Origin of the sequence: Nonomuraea sp. NPDC049695 (assembly GCF_040674955.1) — a bacterium.
GTDB classification, from domain to species: domain Bacteria; phylum Actinomycetota; class Actinomycetes; order Streptosporangiales; family Streptosporangiaceae; genus Nonomuraea; species Nonomuraea helvata.
Map to the genome: position 1 here is coordinate 40,142 of NZ_JBFANV010000005.1, position 17,939 is coordinate 58,080.

General features: G+C 71.8%; 12 protein-coding genes. 6 read left to right on the plus strand and 6 right to left on the minus strand.

Annotated features, from left to right (window positions below; translation table 11 throughout):
* Positions 1-50 precede the first annotated feature (50 nt).
* Entirely contained in the window at positions 51-2,318 is a 2,268-nt protein-coding gene (locus AB0J64_RS06320; RefSeq protein WP_364021526.1) for an FtsX-like permease family protein, read from the plus strand.
* Here AB0J64_RS06320 and treS read toward each other — a convergent pair.
* Positions 2,305-4,011: a maltose alpha-D-glucosyltransferase gene (treS, locus tag AB0J64_RS06325; RefSeq protein ID WP_364021529.1), complete on the minus strand. Its 1,707-nt coding sequence runs from the start codon at positions 4,009-4,011 to the stop codon at positions 2,305-2,307. The two genes, AB0J64_RS06320 and treS, sit on opposite strands and share 14 nt — an antisense overlap.
* A 280-nt stretch (positions 4,012-4,291) precedes the next feature.
* Complete coding sequence (locus AB0J64_RS06330; RefSeq protein WP_364021532.1) at positions 4,292-5,926, minus strand: asparagine synthetase B family protein; 1,635 nt, start codon at positions 5,924-5,926, stop codon at positions 4,292-4,294.
* A gap of 104 nt (positions 5,927-6,030) precedes the next feature.
* Between AB0J64_RS06330 and AB0J64_RS06335 the strand changes: the two genes are divergently transcribed.
* The 5 genes from AB0J64_RS06335 to AB0J64_RS06355 all read left to right on the plus strand — a co-directional run bounded on the left by AB0J64_RS06335 (position 6,031) and on the right by AB0J64_RS06355 (position 11,646).
* Positions 6,031-7,842 (plus strand): hypothetical protein, encoded by a 1,812-nt coding sequence (locus AB0J64_RS06335; RefSeq protein ID WP_364021535.1) that lies wholly within the window; start codon positions 6,031-6,033, stop codon positions 7,840-7,842.
* 9 nt (positions 7,843-7,851) lie between these two features.
* Positions 7,852-8,475 carry an anticodon-binding protein gene (locus AB0J64_RS06340; protein WP_364021539.1) on the plus strand — a complete coding sequence of 208 codons (624 nt, stop codon included), beginning with the start codon at positions 7,852-7,854 and terminating at the stop codon, positions 8,473-8,475.
* Between the two features lie 120 nt (positions 8,476-8,595).
* Positions 8,596-9,978, plus strand: coding sequence for a diaminopimelate decarboxylase (gene lysA / locus AB0J64_RS06345; protein WP_364021542.1), 1,383 nt, complete (start codon positions 8,596-8,598; stop codon positions 9,976-9,978).
* Positions 9,975-11,264 (plus strand): homoserine dehydrogenase, encoded by a 1,290-nt coding sequence (locus AB0J64_RS06350; protein WP_364021545.1) that lies wholly within the window; start codon positions 9,975-9,977, stop codon positions 11,262-11,264. The genes lysA and AB0J64_RS06350 overlap by 4 nt, the downstream gene beginning before the upstream one ends.
* Positions 11,265-11,268: 4 nt before the next feature.
* A complete protein-coding gene (locus tag AB0J64_RS06355) occupies positions 11,269-11,646 on the plus strand; it encodes a hypothetical protein (RefSeq protein ID WP_364021548.1) in 378 nt (125 codons plus the stop codon).
* 183 nt (positions 11,647-11,829) lie between these two features.
* Here AB0J64_RS06355 and AB0J64_RS06360 read toward each other — a convergent pair whose 3' ends face one another.
* From AB0J64_RS06360 to AB0J64_RS06375, 4 genes are read right to left on the minus strand one after another with little or no spacing between them, the layout of a single operon-like run.
* Positions 11,830-13,503 (minus strand): glycosyltransferase, encoded by a 1,674-nt coding sequence (locus AB0J64_RS06360; RefSeq protein ID WP_364021551.1) that lies wholly within the window; start codon positions 13,501-13,503, stop codon positions 11,830-11,832.
* Positions 13,500-15,806 carry a glycosyltransferase gene (locus AB0J64_RS06365; protein ID WP_364021554.1) on the minus strand — a complete coding sequence of 769 codons (2,307 nt, stop codon included), beginning with the start codon at positions 15,804-15,806 and terminating at the stop codon, positions 13,500-13,502. Before AB0J64_RS06365 ends, AB0J64_RS06360 begins: the two co-directional genes overlap by 4 nt.
* Positions 15,803-17,314, minus strand: a complete 1,512-nt coding sequence (locus AB0J64_RS06370) for a glycosyltransferase family 2 protein (protein WP_364021557.1) — start codon at positions 17,312-17,314, stop codon at positions 15,803-15,805. The genes AB0J64_RS06365 and AB0J64_RS06370 overlap by 4 nt, the downstream gene beginning before the upstream one ends.
* Positions 17,311-17,748, minus strand: coding sequence for a hypothetical protein (locus AB0J64_RS06375; RefSeq protein ID WP_364021559.1), 438 nt, complete (start codon positions 17,746-17,748; stop codon positions 17,311-17,313). Before AB0J64_RS06375 ends, AB0J64_RS06370 begins: the two co-directional genes overlap by 4 nt.
* Between the last annotated feature and the right edge of the window lie 191 nt (positions 17,749-17,939).

The following is a 17,939-nucleotide window of genomic DNA, read 5'->3' on the forward strand; positions in this document are numbered from 1 at the left end:
ACAATCGGACACAGCAGCGCTGCGCTCACAGGTCCGACGAAGGAGGGCCTGTGAGCGCCACGCTGGCCGGTAGCCGGTGGATCAAGGCCGACCTGCGGGCCAGGAAGGCTCAGGCGGTGCTGACCGTGCTGACCGTGGCCGGGATCGTGGCCGCGCTGATCACCGCGGCGACCCTGCTCGAGGACAGCACCAACCCGTGGCGGAGCCTGTTCGCCCAGACCGACGGCGCCCACGTCTGGCTCTACACCGACGACAGCCCCCAGGTGGCCCTGGGCGGCATCGACGGCGTGACGCAGGTGGCGGGGCCGTACCGGTCGGCGCCCGTGACGGTGGCGCAGGACGGCAAGAAGGAGCCCGCGGCGCTGCGCGCGATGCCCGCCACGCCGCCGCAGGTGGCGCACCCGGTGGTGGCCGAGGGCAGGTGGCTGGACGCCTCGCAGCCGGACGGGGTGGTCGTCGAGCGCTCCTTCGCGACCTCGCTGCGGCTCAGGATCGGCGCGCCCTTCACGATCATCGCGCTCAGCGGTAAGCGCCACACCCTGTACGTACGCGGCATCGCCGACTCCGCCGAGCAGGGCTTCTACCCGCAGTGGACGCCCGGCCTGGCCTACGTGCTGCCCGCCATGCTCGACGGGATCGAGCCCATGCTCGGCCACAGCGAGTGGGTGACCGGGCTGCGCCTGGCCGACCCCGACGCCACGAAGGTCGTCTCACAGCGCGTGGTCGTCATGCTGGAGGACAAGCTCCAGCGCGTCTACACCTGGCGCGAGGTCAGGGCCGCCATGGAGCTGGACAACCGGCTGCTGGGCACGCTGCTGGCGCTGTTCGGCGTGGTCGGGCTCGTGGCCGCCGCGCTCGCGCTGGCCAACGCCGCAGGCGGACGGGTGCTGGGCCAGCTCCGCGACCTGGCCACGCTCAAGTCGATGGGCTTCACCAAGGGCCAGATCGCGCTGCTGCTCCTGGCCGAGCACGGCGCGCTCGGGCTGCTCGGCGTCGCGATCGGCGCCGTGGTGGGCTGGGGCGTGACGGCGGCGGTGCTGGGCGCGACGTCCGTGGCGCCCGTCCCCGTGCTGGCCATCGTCGCGGGCACGGCCCTGATGGTGCTGGCCGCGGTCGGCGTGCCCGCGTGGCGCGGCGGCCGCACCCCGCCGATCCCCGCCGCGCCCGCCCTGCCGCCACGCGGCCACCTGTCCAGGCTCGCCCGGCTGGCGCTGCTGGTACGCCTGCCGCCCGCGCTCGTCCTCGGCACCAGGGACGCCTTCACCAGGCGGGTGCCGGCGTTCCTGACGGCGTTCGGGCTGGCCGTGCCGATGATGATGATCACGATCGGGCTCGGCGTCTGGGCCACTCTCGACAACTTCGCCGACCACCCGGAGCAGGTCGGCCAGCACGCCAGCCTGTACGTCAGGCCGGGCAAGCTGGAGCCGGCCGCGGCCCAGCACATCGCCGAGTTCGACAAGGACGTGGCCCAGGTCTACCCGGGCACCGACGTGAACGCGCTGGCCCCCGGCGAGGGCCGCTCGGTCCGCGTGCGGGCCATCGGCAGCTCGACGGAGCCGTACCCGTTCCCCGTGGTCGAGGGCCGCATGTACGCCCGCCAGGGCGAGGCGGTGGCCGGTCAGGGCCTGCTCGACCTGCTGGGGGTGAAGATCGGCGACCGGGTACGGCTGACCGTGGGCGGCACGCCGCTGATCGTCAGGATCGTCGGCAGGACCGTCGAGCCCGACCTCGACGGTGAAGTGATCTCGGTGGGGCTCGACAGCCTGGCGGCCAAGGACTCGGTGCCGCCCGAGTTCTACGCGCTCGCACTCAAACCGGGCGCCGACAAGGCGGAGGTGCGCGGGCGGCTGCTGGCCGAGTCGGCGGAGGGACTGGAGGTCCAGGTCGCGGTCAACCCGGCGGACCGGCTGTCGGTCATCCGGGTGGTGATCGTGGCGCTGATCGCCGTGCTGCTGCTGATCGGCCTGGCCAACCTGCTCACCGCCAGCGCGCTCGGCCTGCGCGACCACGCGTTCGACCTGGCGGTGCTGAAAGCCATGGGGCTGACGCCGCGCCAGGTCATGGCCACGCTCGTGACGGGCACGGGGCTGCTGGTCGTGCTCGGGGTCGGCGTGGGCGCCGCGGCGGGCATGTCCGTCGTGACGGGGCTGATCGACCTGCAGGGCCACACGAGCGGCGTCGGCGCGGGCATCGGGCGGGCGCCCTCTGCCCTGACGCTGGTCGTCGCCGTGGTGGTGGCCGTGGGCACGGCCCTCGCGGTGGCGCTCATTCCCGCCCGCCGCGCGGCCCGTGCCCAGGTGCCGGTCACTTCCCGCTGAGAGCGTCCCCGGCGTTCAGCTCGTTCTTCTTCAGCGCGAACCAGTAGAAGCCGTGCCCCGGCAGCGTGAGCAGGTACGGCAGCTGACCGATCGGCGGGAACTGCACGCCGCCCCGCGCCTCGACCGGGACCATGCCCTCGAACCTGCGCAGGTCCAGCTCGACCGGCTGCGGGAACTTCGACAGGTTGTTCACGCACAGCATGATGTCGTCGCGGTCCTCGCGGACGAAGGTGAGCACGGCCGGGTTCGAGGACCACATTTCCGTGTACGCCCCCACGCCGAACACCGGGTGCTTGCGCCGGATCTCCAGCATCTTGCGGGTGAAGTGGAGCAGCGAGCCTTCGTGGCGCTGCTGGGCCTCCACGTTGACCGCCTGGTAGCCGTAGATCGGGTCCATGACCGCGGGCAGGTAGAGCCGCCCCGGGTCGGCCGAGGAGAACCCGGCGTTGCGGTCGGGGCTCCACTGCATCGGCGTGCGGACCGCGTCGCGGTCCTCCAGCCAGATGTTGTCGCCCATGCCGATCTCGTCGCCGTAGTACATGACCGGCGAGCCGGGCAGGCTGAGCAGCAGCGCGGTGAACAGCTCGATCCGGTCGCGGTCGTTGTCGAGCAGCGGGGCGAGCCGCCGGCGGATGCCCAGGTAGGCCCGCATGCGCGGGTCCTTGGCGTACTCCTTGTGCATGTAGTCGCGCTCTTCCTCGCTCACCGTCTCGAGCGTCAGCTCGTCGTGGTTGCGAAGGAAGATGCCCCACTGCGCCTTGTCAGGCAGCTTGGGCGTGCGCGACATGATCTCGGAGATCGGCTCGCGGGTCTCCTTCTTGACCGACATGTAGATGCGCGGCATGAGGGGGAAGTGGAAGGCCATGTGGCACTCGTCGCCCCCCGTGGTGGGGTCGCCGAAGTACTCCACCACGTCCTCGGGCCAGCCGTTGGCCTCGGCCAGCAGCACCCGGTCGGGGTAGAGCCGGTCCACCTCGGCCCTGACCTTCTTCAGGTACGCGTGCGTCTCGGGCAGCCCGGAGCACGCCGTGCCCTCGCGCTCGAACAGGTAGGGAACCGCGTCCAGCCGGAAACCGTCGATGCCCAGGTCCAGCCAGAACCGCAGGACCTCCAGCATGGCCTCCTGCACCGCCGGGTTGTCATAGTTCAGGTCCGGCTGGTGGTGGAAGAAACGGTGCCAGTAGTACTGCTTGCGCACCGGGTCGTAGGTCCAGTTGGACTCCTCGGCGCCAATGAAGATCACCGGCGCGTCAGGGTAGCCCGTGGGATGGTCGGACCACACGTAGAAGTCGCCGTACGGACCCTCGGGGTCGTGCCGGGACGCCTGGAACCAGGGGTGGCGATCGCTTGTGTGGTTCATCACGAGGTCGGTGATGATCCGCAGGCCACGCTCGTGTGCCTTCTCGATCAGCGCCACGAAATCGCCCAGGTCGCCGAAGTCCGGGAGGATCTTCATGTAGTCCGAGATGTCGTAACCGCCGTCACGCAGCGGCGACTCGTACAGCGGCAACAGCCACAGGCAGTCCACCCCGAGCCACTCGAGATAGCCGAGCTTCTCGGTGAGACCTCGCAGGTCGCCGGTGCCGTCGCCGTTGGAGTCCTTGAACCCCCGGACGAGAACCTCGTAGAACACCGCCCGCTTGTACCAAGCTGGATCCTCCGAGACGAACGCCTCGGAGATCGGCTCCGGCATTGGGGATGCGTTGATCATATGTCGCTCACAGGAAGAGATGTGGGCAGGACGAAGTCACCGGTTACCCCGGCGTTTATCTGGTGACCGCGCCGCGTGGAGTCGTCATCCCTGCGAACCCCACTGCCCTTGAACGAGACCTGATTTGTGATCTGGTGCCCGTTTGTGCGGCGCTTACGGGCCGAACACTACCAGCCCGGTGGCTTTCCGGAACCCGCTTCTGCTGTGCCGGGGTTAATACCCACGAGATCCGTACGTAATCGCCCTGTTACCGTGAGTTCAACTAAAAAGGTGGGGCAAGGTCGGAGACGTCGTTCTCGAAGTCGCTGAGCCAGAGCCCGAAGAGCACCAACCCCCGTACCCAGAAGCGGTCGTTCCACCCGTTGAACCTGGTCAGAGCGTCGGGGCCGCCGGCGATGACCTCGTGCAGCTCCTCCGACAGCAGCCCCGGCACCCGCCTCATCACCGTCTCCAGCATGCGGTGCGAATAAGTTCGGGCAGGGGCGGCCGTGGACCGCAGCGGCACCCTCTGGAGGGGCTGCTTGACCACGTTGGTGGAGGGCAGCGCGGCCACCCGCGGGTGGGCCGCGTGGAGCACCTCGCGGTAGAAGCGGCCCTTGTCCTTGCGCGCCACGCCGACCGAGAGCGCGGCGGGGAAGAAGCGGGGGTCGATGAACGGCGCCGCGAACGACGCCTCGGGACCCACCAGGTTGACCGCCGAGCGGGCGATGCCCCGCACGGTCCGGGTGTGCAGCACCGAGAGCGGCAGTTCGGCCCGGTGCCCGTGGAGCATGGAGGTGGCGGCCGCGAACTGCTCGCGCACGGCCTCCTCCATCCACTGGGCGGCGGCCTTGGACAGGAACGGCTGCGAGGGCGCCCCCAGCGACAGCGAGCCCAGCACGGCCGCGGAGCGCTCCGCCTGCGACCTGGCCTCCAGCGCGGCCCCGCTGACCATGAAGTTCTTCAGCAGCGGCCCGCCCGCCAGGCCGTCGACGAGGATCCGGCCCGCGCCGTGCACCTCCTTGGCGAAGGGCGCGTACCAGGCGTGGTGGGGCGTGAGGTACTCGAGCCTGCGGGCCACCTCGACCGCGTCGTCCGGGTAGTCGGCGGCGTCCTGGGTGATCACCCGGTGCGGGATGCCCAGCTCCCTGGTGATCGATCTGGCGAACGCGATGTCGGTGTCGGTGCCGTCGTCGGGGCTGGTCGTCCACGACTCGACGTCCATCCCGCGGGCCTTGGCCACGCTGGCGAGCAGCCGCGAGTCGTAGCCACCGCTGACCGGGACGAGCAGCTTGCGCCCGTCGTAGTCCTCGTAGACCTCGTGCAGCAGCTCGACGATCTCGCGGGGGCTGACCCACGACTCGTACGGCTCCGTGCGCAGCCAGCGGGGCAGCCTGCGCTCCGCCGCGACCCGGCCGTGCCGCCACACCAGCGCGCTCGACCCCGGCAGCCGCTTGACCTCGGCGTACGGCGTCGCCTCGCCCAGCGGGAAGGTCACCTGGATGATCGAGGCCCACGCCGACCAGTCGATCTCGATCGGCACCAGGCTGAGCAGCGGCTGGATCAGCGACGAGAAGTAGACCGCGTCGCCGTGACGCACGTAGTAGACGTCCACGAGCCCGAGGGCGCCCGTGTGGAGCGTGACGTGCTCGCCGTCGCCGATCAGCCCGGGGGTCTCGTACGTCTCGGCCACCGCCATCCAGTCGTCGGCCCCGGCCGGCTTGCGCTCGCCCCAGGAGAACGCGTACGCGTTCCCCGCACGGTGGTAGGGCGGCAGCGGCGTGGAGCTGAACAGCGCGGCCTGCGGCGACTGCAGCGCCGGGAGGACCCGCGGGCCGGCGGCGGTCAGCTTGCCGAGCATGGCGGTGTCGATCCGGCCGAGAGCGCCGCAGACGTAGGGTCGCACGTTGAACTGCACCGGATCTCATCCCTTCGAGACGCTTGCGGCAAAAGAGTATCCTTTGCCGGGCTGAGGGAGCGGAGGGCCATTTGTCTACGGAGCTAGAGAGCACGCGGAGAGCCTTGCGGGATGCCGTCGCGCAGGCCGAGCGCGCGGCCGAGCTGGCCAGGCTGCTGGACGCCGCCCAGGCCAAGCTGGCCGACGCCGAGCAGAGCGTCCAGGAGGCCAGGACCCTGGCCGAGCGGCTGAGCGAGGCCGAGGAGCGGCTCGCGGCCGAGGAGGCGACCGCCGACAAGCTCCGCAAGGAGCTGGCCGAGCAGCGTTTCCAGGCCGAGGTCGCCAACTGGAAGCTGTCCTCGATCAAGGTCGCCCGCTGGAACCGCCTCGGCGACGCTCTCAAGAGCGGCAAGAGCAACCCGGTGCGGCTGGCCAAGGGGCTCAAGGGCGCCGCCAGGCCCGTCAAGCGGCCCGTCGCGCCCACGCGCCGGCCGCCCGCGCCCGTCAAGCCGAAGGACGAGCGCCCGGGGGCCGCGTTCCAGGCCACCAGCACGACCAGGACGGTCGGGGGCGCCTCGTTCAAGCTCAAGCCCTTCCGGGTGCCGACAGGGCCCAACACCCGGCCGCACCTGACGGCGGCGGTGATCGCCGACCCGCACGTCGAGGCGCTGCTGCGCTACGAGTGGCGCCAGACGACCGGCTTCACGCCCCGCGACTTCGCCAGGGTGCTCCCGCTGGAGGTGCCCCACCTGCTGGTGGTCGAGTCCGTCACGCAGGGGCCGTGGGCCGAGGAGATCACCGGCGAGCCGGGCGAGGGGCTCAAGGCGCTGCTCGCCTGGTGCGCCGAGCGCGGCATCCGCACGGTCTTCTGGCACACGCAGGGTGACGTGGCCGCGTACGCCGCGGCGGCCGAGCTGTTCGAGCACCGGTTCACGACCGATCTCACGGTGGCCTGGCCGCGGCTGCAGTTCGGGATCCAGCCCAGGGTGCACAACCCGCTGCCGCTCTCCAGCGGGCGCATCGACCGGGTGCTCACGCTCGACCAGCTCCTGCCCGGGCACCTGACGTACCCCGACGTGCTGACGTCCTACCGGTGGCCGGCCGGGGTGGAGTGCCCGCCCGGCACGCCCCAGTGGCGGCTGGCCGAGCTCGCCGCCTGCGGCACGCCCATCGGCGCCGACCCCGACACCCGGCGGGCGCACGCGGCGCTGCGGCGGGCGTACCAGATGGGCACGATGACCGAGCGCGTCGACGAACTGCTGGACGCGATCGGCCTGCCCAGCGCCCGCGCCACGCTCAACACCTCGGTCCTGCTGCCGGTCACGGACCCGTACCTGATGGAGCACGCGCTGGCGCAGGTCGCCAAGCAGTCCGGGGTCGACCAGCTGATCGTCATCGGGCCGCCGGAGTCGGAGCAGCGGGCCCGCGACGTGCTGCCGGACGTGGAGGTCCTCCACCGCCTCCCGCATCCGACGATGACCGTGGGCGCGATGCTCGGCGCCGGCATCGACCTGTGCGAGGCCGACCTGGTGGCGGTCATGGACCCGCGCGACGTGTACGGCGCGCACTACCTGACCGACCTCAGGCGGGCCTTCCTCTTCGGCACCGCCGACATCGTGGGCAAGGCCGCCTTCTACGCCCACCTGCGCAAATCCCAGGCCACACTGATCAAGCAGCCTGACGCCGAGTACACGTACGTCCCCGAGATCGTCGGCGCCACCCTCCTCGCCCGCAGGAACACGCTGCGCGAGATCGGCTTCGCCGATCTCACCGACGGGTGGGACGAGGTGCTCATGCGGCAGTGCCGCACGGACGGGATCAAGGTGTTCTCGGCCGACCGGTTCGGCTACGTACGGGTGCGCGACGAGGACCCCGGGCTGCTGGGTGCGGCCCAGCTGATCGAGTACGGCTCGGCGGAGCCCCACGCGCTCATCTAAAGTCATGGTGTGATCGCACGGGAGCTGGCCGGCGTGCTGGGGGAGCCGCCCGCGCCCGAGGGCTCGTGGGAGCGGGAGGCGGTGTACGTCTCCGCGGCGGCCCTGCGGAGGCGGCTGCCCGCGCACGTGCTCGCCGACCGGGTGCGGGCGGTGCCCGGCGTGGCCGGCGTGGAGGTGCGGGGCGACGGCCTCCTGCGGATCACCGTGGCGGTGCCCGGCGTGCTGCTGGAGTCGATGGAGCCCGCCGACCTCCCGGAGCCGGCCTGGCCGGACTTTCCCCGCACGTGGGACAACCCCGGGTTCGTGGTGCGTTACGGGCATGCGCGGGCGTGCGCGGTGCTCCGCTGGGCGCGGGAGCTCGGGGTGGCGTCCGAGGGTTTCAGGGGCGAGCTGCTCGACGATCCGTACGACCGGCGGGTGCTGCGGGTGCTGGCCGAGATCCCGGGGCGGATGGTCAGCAGGGAGCCCGCATGGAAGGCGTACCTCGTGCGGCTGGCGCTGGCCTATCACGACGCGCACGAGCGCGCGCCCGCCGTGCCGGTCGGCGACGAGCGGCCGGGGCCGGTGCACACGGCGCGGGTGCGGCTGGCGGAGGCCGTACGGGGTGTGCTGCCCGGACCCGAGCGAATGTGAGCAGAAAATATCCGGCCATATGGCGAAAAATCGTAAAAATATCCCTTGTTGAGCTTGATCGCGTCTCGATACGTGGTCAGTGGGTCATGGCTTACTTGCGGTTCCGATAGCCTCGATCGGGTGAGCCGATTCGTCCATCCCGCCGGGGACCGGCATGCCGAGATGCTGCCCCACGAGCGCCCGCCGGTGGCGCCCGCCGACCTCAACCGGATCAACCCCGCGATCTGGCCGCGAACGTCGACCCGGACCGATGGCGCGCTCACTGTCGGCGGCGTGGACGTGCGCGATCTGGCCCGAGAGCACGGCACGCCGCTCTACGTACTCGACGAGGCCGACGTGCGCTCGCGCATGCGCGACTACGCCACGGCCTTCGCCGGCTCCGAGGTCCACTACGCGGGCAAGGCGTTCCTGTGCAAGGAGATGGTGCGCTGGCTCCACGACGAGGGCCTCGGCCTCGACGTGGCCAGCAGTGGCGAGCTGGCGGTCGCGCTCAGCGTCGGGTTCCCGCCGGAGCGCATCACGATGCACGGCAACAACAAGTCGGTCGCCGAGCTGACCAGGGCGCTCGAGGCCGGGGTCGGGCACATCGTGGCCGACTCGTACGACGAGATCGCCAGGCTCGGCTACCTCGCCGAGCAGCTGGGCAAGCGGCCCAAGGTGATGCTCCGGGTGACCACCGGGGTCGAGGCGCACACGCACGAGTTCATCGCGACGGCGCACGACGACCAGAAGTTCGGCCTGTCGCTCAACACCGGCGCGGCCGCCGAGGCCGTGCGCCGGGTCCTCGCCCTCCCGCAGCTCGAGCTGGTCGGCCTCCACTCGCACATCGGGTCCCAGATCGTCGACACGGCCGGGTTCGAGGTGGCGGCCAGGCGCCTGACCGCGCTGCTCGTGGAGATCAAGGAGGAGCACGGCGTCGTGCTCCCCGAGCTCGACCTCGGCGGCGGCTACGGCATCGCCTACGTCGAGGGCGACGAGGCGCCCGACATCAAGGAGCTGGCCGACGGCCTGCGCGAGATCGTCACCAAGGTGTGCAAGGACGCCGGCCTGCCCGTGCCCAGGCTGACCGTGGAGCCGGGGCGCACCATCGTCGGCACCGGGGGCATCACTCTCTACGAGGTCGGCACCATCAAGGACGTCGAGGGCCTGCGCACGTACGTGAGCGTCGACGGCGGCATGAGCGACAACGTGCGCACCGCGCTCTACGGCGCCGAATACACCGCCGTGCTCGCCAGCCGCGAGAGCACCGCCGAGCCGATGCTCAGCCGCCTGGTCGGCAAGCACTGCGAGAGCGGCGACATCCTCGTACGCGACTTCCACCTGCCCGCCGACCTCGCGCCCGGCGACCTGATCGCGGTGGCCGCGACGGGCGCCTACTGCCGCTCGCTGGCCAGCAACTACAACTACCTGCCCAAGCCCGCCGTGGTCGCCGTCTCCGGCGGCGAGTCGCGGGTGATCGTGCGGGGCGAGACCGAGGACGACCTGTTGAGGGGGCAGCTGTGAAACCGCTGAAGGTGGCCCTCCTGGGCTGCGGCGTCGTCGGCACGCAGGTCATCAGGCTCATGCACGACCAGGCCGCCGACCTCGCCGCGCGCATCGGCGCCCCGCTGGAGCTGGCCGGGGTCGCGGTGCGCCGGCTCGGCCGCAAGCGCGACGTGGACGTCGATCCCGCGCTGTTCACGACCGACGCCGAGGCGCTGGTCACGCGTGACGACGTCGACATCGTCATCGAGGTCATCGGCGGCATCGAGCCCGCCCGCACGCTGATCGTCTCGGCCCTGTCCCGGGGCAAGTCCGTGGTCACGGCCAACAAGGCGCTGCTGGCCGAGGACGGCGCCACGCTGCACGAGGCCGCCAGGAAGGGCAACGGCGATCTCTACTTCGAGGCCAGCGTGGCCGGCGCCATCCCGCTGCTGCGCCCCCTGCGCGAGTCGCTGGCCGGCGACCACGTCAAGCGGGTGCTCGGCATCGTGAACGGCACCACCAACTACATCCTCGACAAGATGGACACGACCGGAGCGTCCTTCACCGACGCCCTGGAGGAGGCCCAGACCCTGGGCTACGCGGAGGCCGACCCGACGGCCGACGTCGAGGGCTTCGACGCCGCAGCCAAGGCCGCCATCCTGGCCGGCCTCGCCTTCCACAGCCGCGTCACGGCCGCCGACGTGCACCGTGAGGGCATCACCGAGATCACCGCCACCGACGTGGCCTCGGCCAAGGCCATGGGCTACGTCATCAAGCTGCTGGCCATCTGCGCCCGCTCCGACGACGGCCGCTCGTTCGGGGTGCGGGTGCACCCGGCGATGATCCCGCGGACGCATCCGCTGGCCGGGGTGCGGGAGGCGTACAACGCGGTCTTCGTGGAGGCGGAGTCGGCGGGGCAGCTCATGTTCTACGGCAAGGGGGCGGGCGGCGCGCCCACGGCCTCCGCCGTCCTGGGCGACCTGGTGGCCGTCGCCAGAAACCGCCTGGCGGGCACGCGCGGGCCTGAGGAGTCGACGTACGCGGACCTGTCGGCCCACCCCATGGGCGACACGGTCACGCGCTGCCACGTGGCTCTCGACGTGGCCGACAAGCCGGGCGTGCTGGCGCGGGTGGCCGAGCTGTTCGCCAAGCACGACGTGTCGATCCAGACCGTGCGCCAGGAGGGGCACGGCGACGACGCCCAGCTCGTCATCGTCACCCACCGCGCCACCGACGCGGCGCTGTCGGCGACCATGGAGGGGCTGCGGGAGCTCGACATCGTGCGTGCGGTGGCCAGCGTGATGCGCGTGGAGGGCGACGACTAGCCTCATGGACTTCGGAACTAGTTCCGAAGACCTCTACCTCACGACCGCTCGGCACGATCGGGAACGGGAGGAGACGGCGAGCATGGTGGCTCACCTGCTCACCGCGCTCGTCGGGAACGACGAAGGTGTCCGGGCGGTCGAGCACGCGCTTCCCGCCGTGTTCTCCTGGGCCAGGCACCTTTCGGCTGAGGAGCGACGCGAGTTCGTTCAGGACATCGTCCATGCGACGAGAGACGCCGCTGACCTGGACGTCCATGCCACCCTGCATCGAGTCGTCGCCGAGTGGCGCGCGACCGCCCGCATTCTCGCCGACCCGGCTCTGACTGCGCGGCTCACCAGTCCATTGCCGGATGACGACCACGGTGAGGTGCTCACGCCGTGAGCCCGAAGCGCGGCTTCGTGGCCGTCTGGGCACCGCAAGCTTCGGCGGCCGTGATCTGCCGCAGTGGGAGTACGAGGTCACCGCCGGCGGGCGTGTGCGGTATCTGGTCGACGAGGAGCGTCGGACGGTGTATTTCGTGTACGCATCCACCCGCCACCCGAAGGATACGGACTCGTAAGAGCGCTAGGCGTCGGGGAAGGCGAGGCCGCGGACCTTGCGGACGGCTCTCTTGAGCGCCGTGCGGTTCTGGGCGCGGGCGAGGCGGACTGCCTCCCTGCGCCAGGACTCGGCCTTCTCGCGCCAGCGCGCCGCGTCCCTGCCGTTCTTGCCCGCCTCGCGCCGCAGTTGCGTGACCTCCGCCCGTAGCGCGGCCACGCGCTTGCGGTAGAGGGCGATCTCCTTGTCGTGGGCGGCCGCGAGCCGGTCGAGCTCCGGGAGCGGCTTCTTGCGCGGCGGATAGACGGCGGGGCGGCGGGTGAAGCCCCAGCTCTCCCCGTCCAGCCACTCCAGGCCGAAGAGGGCGTCGACGAGGTCGTCCCAGTCGTCGTCCGGTGCGGCCACCAGCGCGGCCCGGGAGTGTGCCGCCGTACGGTCCAGGCGGGCGGCCGTGACGCCCGCCGCCGTCTCCTCCAGGGCCACGCAGAGGGTGCCCAGGTCGTGCTCCTCCATGTGGGCCACCAGGCGCTCCACGGTGTCCTTCGAGAGCACCCAGCCGGGCGGGACCGAGAGCCGGAACTGGGGCGTGCCCTCGAGGGGCGTGGCGAGGTGGACGCGGGGGTCGTGGGCGAAGTTCGCGTGGATGAGGCGCAGGTCGAGGTACGGGTCGGCGAGCGGGGAGCGGCGTCCGTCGTCCAGCGTGTCCCACGGGCCGGGGACGGTGACCCTGATGTCCGGGACCGAGCTCGCCAGGAGGGCGTCGACCGTGGCCCGGACGTCCTCGTACGAGCCCGCCTGCACCGTCGCGTCCACGTACGGCACCAGCCACTGGCGGCCGGCGTCGGTACGCAGATAGCGGCGGTAGGGGACCCGGTCGGCGATGTACGGGTCGTTGTACCGCTTCAGCGCCGCGAAGTCGCGCATCGCCGTCGGGAGCCCGATGTGCCACGTACGCGACTCCGGGTCCGGCACGAACACCGCGCCCGCCTGGGTGAGGCGGTAGCCCAGCTCCGTGTCCTCGGCCAGCACCAGGGACGTGTCCATGCCGCCGATCGAGCGCAGCAGGGCGGCCGGGTAGGACACCGTGGCGCCCACGTGGACGCGGGTGGCCAGGGAGCTGGAGGCGGTGCGCAGGCCGTCGTGGTCGTGGATGATCCGCTCGGCCCAGTCGTGGCGGTGCGGCGCGAGGGGGAAGAGCTCGCCCTCCGTCCCCGTCTCCAGTGCCCGGCGTACCTGCTCCTGCGTCGGGAGGTCGGTGGCGGCGGTGAAGTCGATCCAGCCCAACGCCACCACGTACGGAGCCAGGTGGTGCCAGCGGAGCTGGGCCTCCACATGCCGCCGGTGCGGGACCATGTCGGCGTCCAGGACGAACACGACCTCGCCGGTCGCGGCGTCCAGGCCCGCCTGCACGGCCCAGGCCCGGCCCCAGCCGCCGGGCGGACTGGACATCAGCGTGGTCTTCGCCGGGACGATCTCGGGAAGGCGGAGCGGGGTGGTGCTGCCGTCGTCCACGACGATGACGTCGATGAGGTGCTCGGGATAGCTCTGGGCGGAGAGGGCGGCCAGGGTGAGGTCCAGCGTCTCCTGGCGGTCGTGGACCGGGATGACGACGGTGACGGTGAGCGTGGGCTCCCATTCGCCCAGGGCGGGCGGGGTGAGAACGCCGAAGTCGTTGTGCCGGATGCGCGGAATGCCTGTCATGGGGTCCCGTCCATGGCCATGAGGGCGTTCGGGCGGAAGCCGCGCCACTGCTGCCTGTTGCGCTGCAGGAACGTCCCGATCGGCTCCTGCCACGTGTGGTTGGCCGCCGGGCCCCTGCGCAGGATGTAGCCGAGCCCGTGCGTACGGTAGATCTGCCCGCCGGCCGCCTGCAGGGCCTCCTGGAACTGCGTGTCCACCGAGCGCCGCAGCGGCCTGAACCCGCCCACCGCCTGGAACGCCGACCGTTCCACCAGGATCGTCCCTCCGGCGACGAAGCTGGTGATCTGCTCGGTCACCTGCTTGCGGTGCACGGTGACGTCGATGGACGACAGGTACACGAACTCCGGCACCGTGCCGACCACCTGGGCGCCCGAGTACGAATGCGCCAGCAGCAGGTCGGACAGGAAGTCCGGGCCGTACCAGTCGTCGTCGTCCATCTTCAGTAGGAACGACCCCGAGGCCCGCGCGGCCGCGTCGTTCAGCACCTCGCCGAACACGGCCTGCTGGTCGGCCTCGAGCACGGTCAGCGGGCTTTCGAACGCCTCGATCGCCTTCGCCACGTCCGGATGGTCCTTGGGGACGCCGTGCAGGGCGAGGACCACCTCGAGCTGCGCGCCGCGCTGGAGGGCGACCTGGTCGAGCGCGAACGACACCATGTCGGTACGGCGGGTCGCCAGCAGGACCGAGGTGAGCGGGGGAGCGGGGGCGGGGGCGCCGAGCTGCTCCCATCGTGCGGCGACGCCGTGGGTGCGGAGCGCGGCGCGGCGCAGGCGGATGCTGTGCTCCTCGCGCCGCAGGTCGTCCGAAAGGTCCGGGCAGCGCTCGATGAGCCCGATGATCTCGTCCCCCAGCGCGCCCGCCCAGCGCGGCACCGCCTGCGCACGCAGGGGCACCCCGGCGGCGGCCAGCCCGGCCAGGACCCGTACGGCGGCCAGCGGACCGCTGTGCGCGTGCCGCCAGTCCACCTCGACGCCCCGGATCTGCCGCAACCTGGCCACGTCCGCGTCCGTGACACCGCCCGACTCGGCGAACGACGTCACGACCTTCCCGTCCAGCACCACCGACCAGCGGCCGTCCCGCTCGGCCAGCGACGCCATGCCGCGTGACGGGGTGGTGACGAAACCCTGGGGGTTCACGAGCCGTTCGTCCACGGGCGGGATCATGGACGGCTCGCCCAGCACGTCGGGGTCGGTCAGCGGCGAGTCGGCCATCCCGGGGCGGCCCAGGCGCTCCCAGCTCACGGCCCGCAGCGTCGGGCGCTCGATGGGCGTCTCGTTCCCGGCCCACTCGACGACCTCGTCGTCGCCGGGCGCCGAGATCACGCCTCCGCCGGCCGCGCGGGGCCGCCCGCTGCCGGTTTGTGCGCCACTTCGGGCGCCTTCGGCCCGTGCTGCTGCCTCGGCGCCGTGAGTGTGCGATGCCGCGTCGGCCGCCACCGCGCCGTTGGCGCCGTTGGTGTGCGCCGGGCCGGGCGCGTCGGCGGCCCGCGCGAGTGCGGCCTCGCCGATGGCTTCTCCACCGAGCGCGCTGCCTCCGGCTGCGCCCGCGTTCCCGGCCGCCACCGCAGCGGCCGTCCCGGCGCCGGCGGTCCCGGTGCCACCCGCGTCTTGGGGGCGTCCGGCGGAGCGGAAGGGTGCGAGGCCCCTCGGGGTGCCGCTTCCTGCCGATGCTGCCTGGTCGGCGTCGAACGCGTGCTCCACCGACGGGTGCCCGAGCGTCCGGAGCACCACGTCGCTACCCGGCGCGCCCACCCGCTCCGGCACCGGCCCCGTGATCTCGGCCGGGGTCGCGTTCGGGTCACCGGGGCGCCAGTCCGCCGCCCCGACGCCCGCGATCGCCGCCGCGGGTGCCGCGATGACGTCGAGGCGGTGTCCCGCGAACGCCCGCGCCGTCGCCGTCACGGTACGGCCCGCGGGCGTGGACGCGGAGAAACGGGCATCGACCACCCAGACCCGGTTCTTGGGCTGGTACACCCGCAGATCGGTCAGAGACCGCCACCGGTGCGCGGGCGTCGGCATGGGCACCGGTGCCGGGTGCGAGGCCGGCGTGTCCAGCACGGCCACCACCACCCGCCCGGCCGGCGGCAACAGCTTGTGCAGAGTGGCGATCCTGCGCAGGTCGGCCGGCGTCCTGGCCAGCACCAGAACCTCACCCGCCTGCTCAGGCTCGGCGGACGGCTCCAGCAGGTCCCGATCGAGGTCCACGACGTCCCGAGACGTGTCGGCGTAGATCGGGGCGATGTCGTCGATCCCGGCGAAGAAGACGCGCGCCCCGCCCAGCTCCGCCAGCAACTGCCGGATCATCCTGCGCTCCGCAGATGTCTGATCAGCGAGCCCAACCCGCCACGACCCTCCCGACCATTGGCCCGGCCGTCGGCAGGAGGCTCGGCGGACAGCCGCTCGACCTCGGCCGCGAGCCGCTGCACCTCCGCGCGCAGCTTCTTGACCTCCGCCAGCCGCTCCCCGGCCAGCGCCCGCCATTTCGCCGGGTCGCCGGCCAGCGGCTCGGCCTCCTCCGCCGTCGCGAAGCCGTACTCGGTCCCGCTGACCCACTCGGACCCGAACATCTCGTTCACCAGCTCATCGGCCGCGCCCTCGAAAAGGGCGGCGCGGGCGAAGGCCGCCGTGCGCTCCAGGCGGGCGGCCACGACCCCGGACGGGCCCTCAGAAAGCGCGACGCTGACCAGGCCGAGCAGGTCGCGGTCCGCGTGGCGTACCAGCCGGGAAAGGGTGTCGGCGCCCAGCACCCAGCCGGTGGGCACGCTGAGCAGGAAGGGGGCCGGCGCGGCTGAGCGGGGTACGCTCTGCGCGAACGACACCCGAGGCTCATAGGCGTAGAGATTGTGGAGCAGGCGCAGGTCGAGGAAGGGGTCGTCCAGGTTGGAGCGGCGTTCGTCCGTCAGCTTGTCCCAGGGGCCGACGAGCGTCACGGCCGCGTCGGTGAGGGTGCCCGCGAGGGCCGAGTCCACGGTCGCCCGCGTCTCCTCGTAGGCGGTCGCCGCCACGACGACCCGCACGTACGGCACCCGCCAGTGACGCCGGGGATGGCTGCGCAGCCAGCGCAGGTCGGGGATCAGATCCCCGAGGTAGGACCAGTTGTGCCGGTGCACCTCCTTCTCCCGCAGCATCACGGTGGAGGGCCCGACATGCCACGCCCTGGCCTCCGCGTCGGGGATGAACACCGCTCCCGCCTGGGCCAGCCGCCAGCCGAGCTCGGTGTCCTCGGCCATGTTCAGTGAGGTGTCCACGCCGCCCGCCGCACGCAGCAGATCGGCCCGTACGGACGAGGACGCGCCCGTGTGCAGCAGATACGCGCTCGCCCCCGCGTCCTTGAGCCGCCTGGAGGACTCCAAGGTCTTGGTCGTGTACTCGGACTGGACGCCCTCCTCGCCCGGCCGCTCCACGAACCGGGTGTCCCCGATCACCACCGCGTGGTCGATCAGGTGGTGCCAGCGCATGTGCGCCTCGATGTGGTCGTCCGAGAGGAGCATGTCGGAGTCGAGCCAGTGGATCACGTCCCCGGTGGCCGCGAGCTGCCCCGTCTGCCTGGCGGCGCCGCGCCCCCATCCGTCGGCGACCCGTACGACCCGTGCGCCCGGCACGTCGAGCGGCGGCTCGCTCCCGTCGTCCGCGACCACCACTTCCATCAGTTCGGCCGGGTACGTCTGCCGCGCGAGCGCCGCGACCGTCCGCCCCAGCGCCTCCGCGCAGTTGTAGGCCGGGATGACCACCGAGACCCGCAGCGAGGGCTCCCACGCCCCCACCGCTGGCGGCCGCAGCACCCCGTAGTCGTTGTGCCTGACCCGCGTCATACGGAGTCCCTGGCCAGCGCGCGAACCTCGTCGCGCAGCTCCTCCACCTCTCGCGCCCGGGCCATGGCGTTCACCCGGTCCTCCCCGAGCGAGGCCAGGATCGCGCCCAGGTCGTCGGCCCGCCGCGCGGCCGAGTCCTCGACGGCCTGCACCAGGAGGTCCAGCCTGGTCTCGATCTTCTTCAGCGCGGTGGTGGTCCGTGCCAGCTCCGCCTCGTACTTCTTGATCCGCAGGTCGATCCGGTGCGCCTTGCCGTCGAGGCGGCGCACGGTGAGCGTGAGGAACGCGAGAGCCGCCAGCGCGACCAGGAAGGCCACCGTGGCCGCGGCCGCCCCGAGGGTGATCAGGTCGGCGATGACGAGCAGGGCGAGCACGCCGACGGCCAGAGCGGCAAGGATTGCGGCGGTCGCCGCCAGTCGGCGGGGCGAGAGCATCCGCGCATACCTTTCGTAGTTCAACGCTTGACGGACATCAGAGGCGTCACGGACAAGACGGGATTATTGACACCTTAATAAACACCGATCCCTACCGTGCCACAGGTTCCTGGAGGAAAACTGAGAATGATCTCCGCTTCACCTGCGGCGCAGGGGTTGCCGAATGCGTCGGACGGGTCTACTTGTCAGTA

Coding starts and splice junctions, on each gene's coding strand:
- treS (WP_364021529.1), bottom strand. CDS start 4,011: ATGCCGGAGCCGATCTCCGAGGCGTTCGTCTCGGAGGATCCAGCTTGG.
- AB0J64_RS06355 (WP_364021548.1), top strand. CDS start 11,269: ATGGACTTCGGAACTAGTTCCGAAGACCTCTACCTCACGACCGCTCGG.
- AB0J64_RS06360 (WP_364021551.1), bottom strand. CDS start 13,503: ATGACAGGCATTCCGCGCATCCGGCACAACGACTTCGGCGTTCTCACC.
- AB0J64_RS06365 (WP_364021554.1), bottom strand. CDS start 15,806: ATGATCCGGCAGTTGCTGGCGGAGCTGGGCGGGGCGCGCGTCTTCTTC.
- AB0J64_RS06370 (WP_364021557.1), bottom strand. CDS start 17,314: ATGACGCGGGTCAGGCACAACGACTACGGGGTGCTGCGGCCGCCAGCG.
- AB0J64_RS06375 (WP_364021559.1), bottom strand. CDS start 17,748: ATGCTCTCGCCCCGCCGACTGGCGGCGACCGCCGCAATCCTTGCCGCT.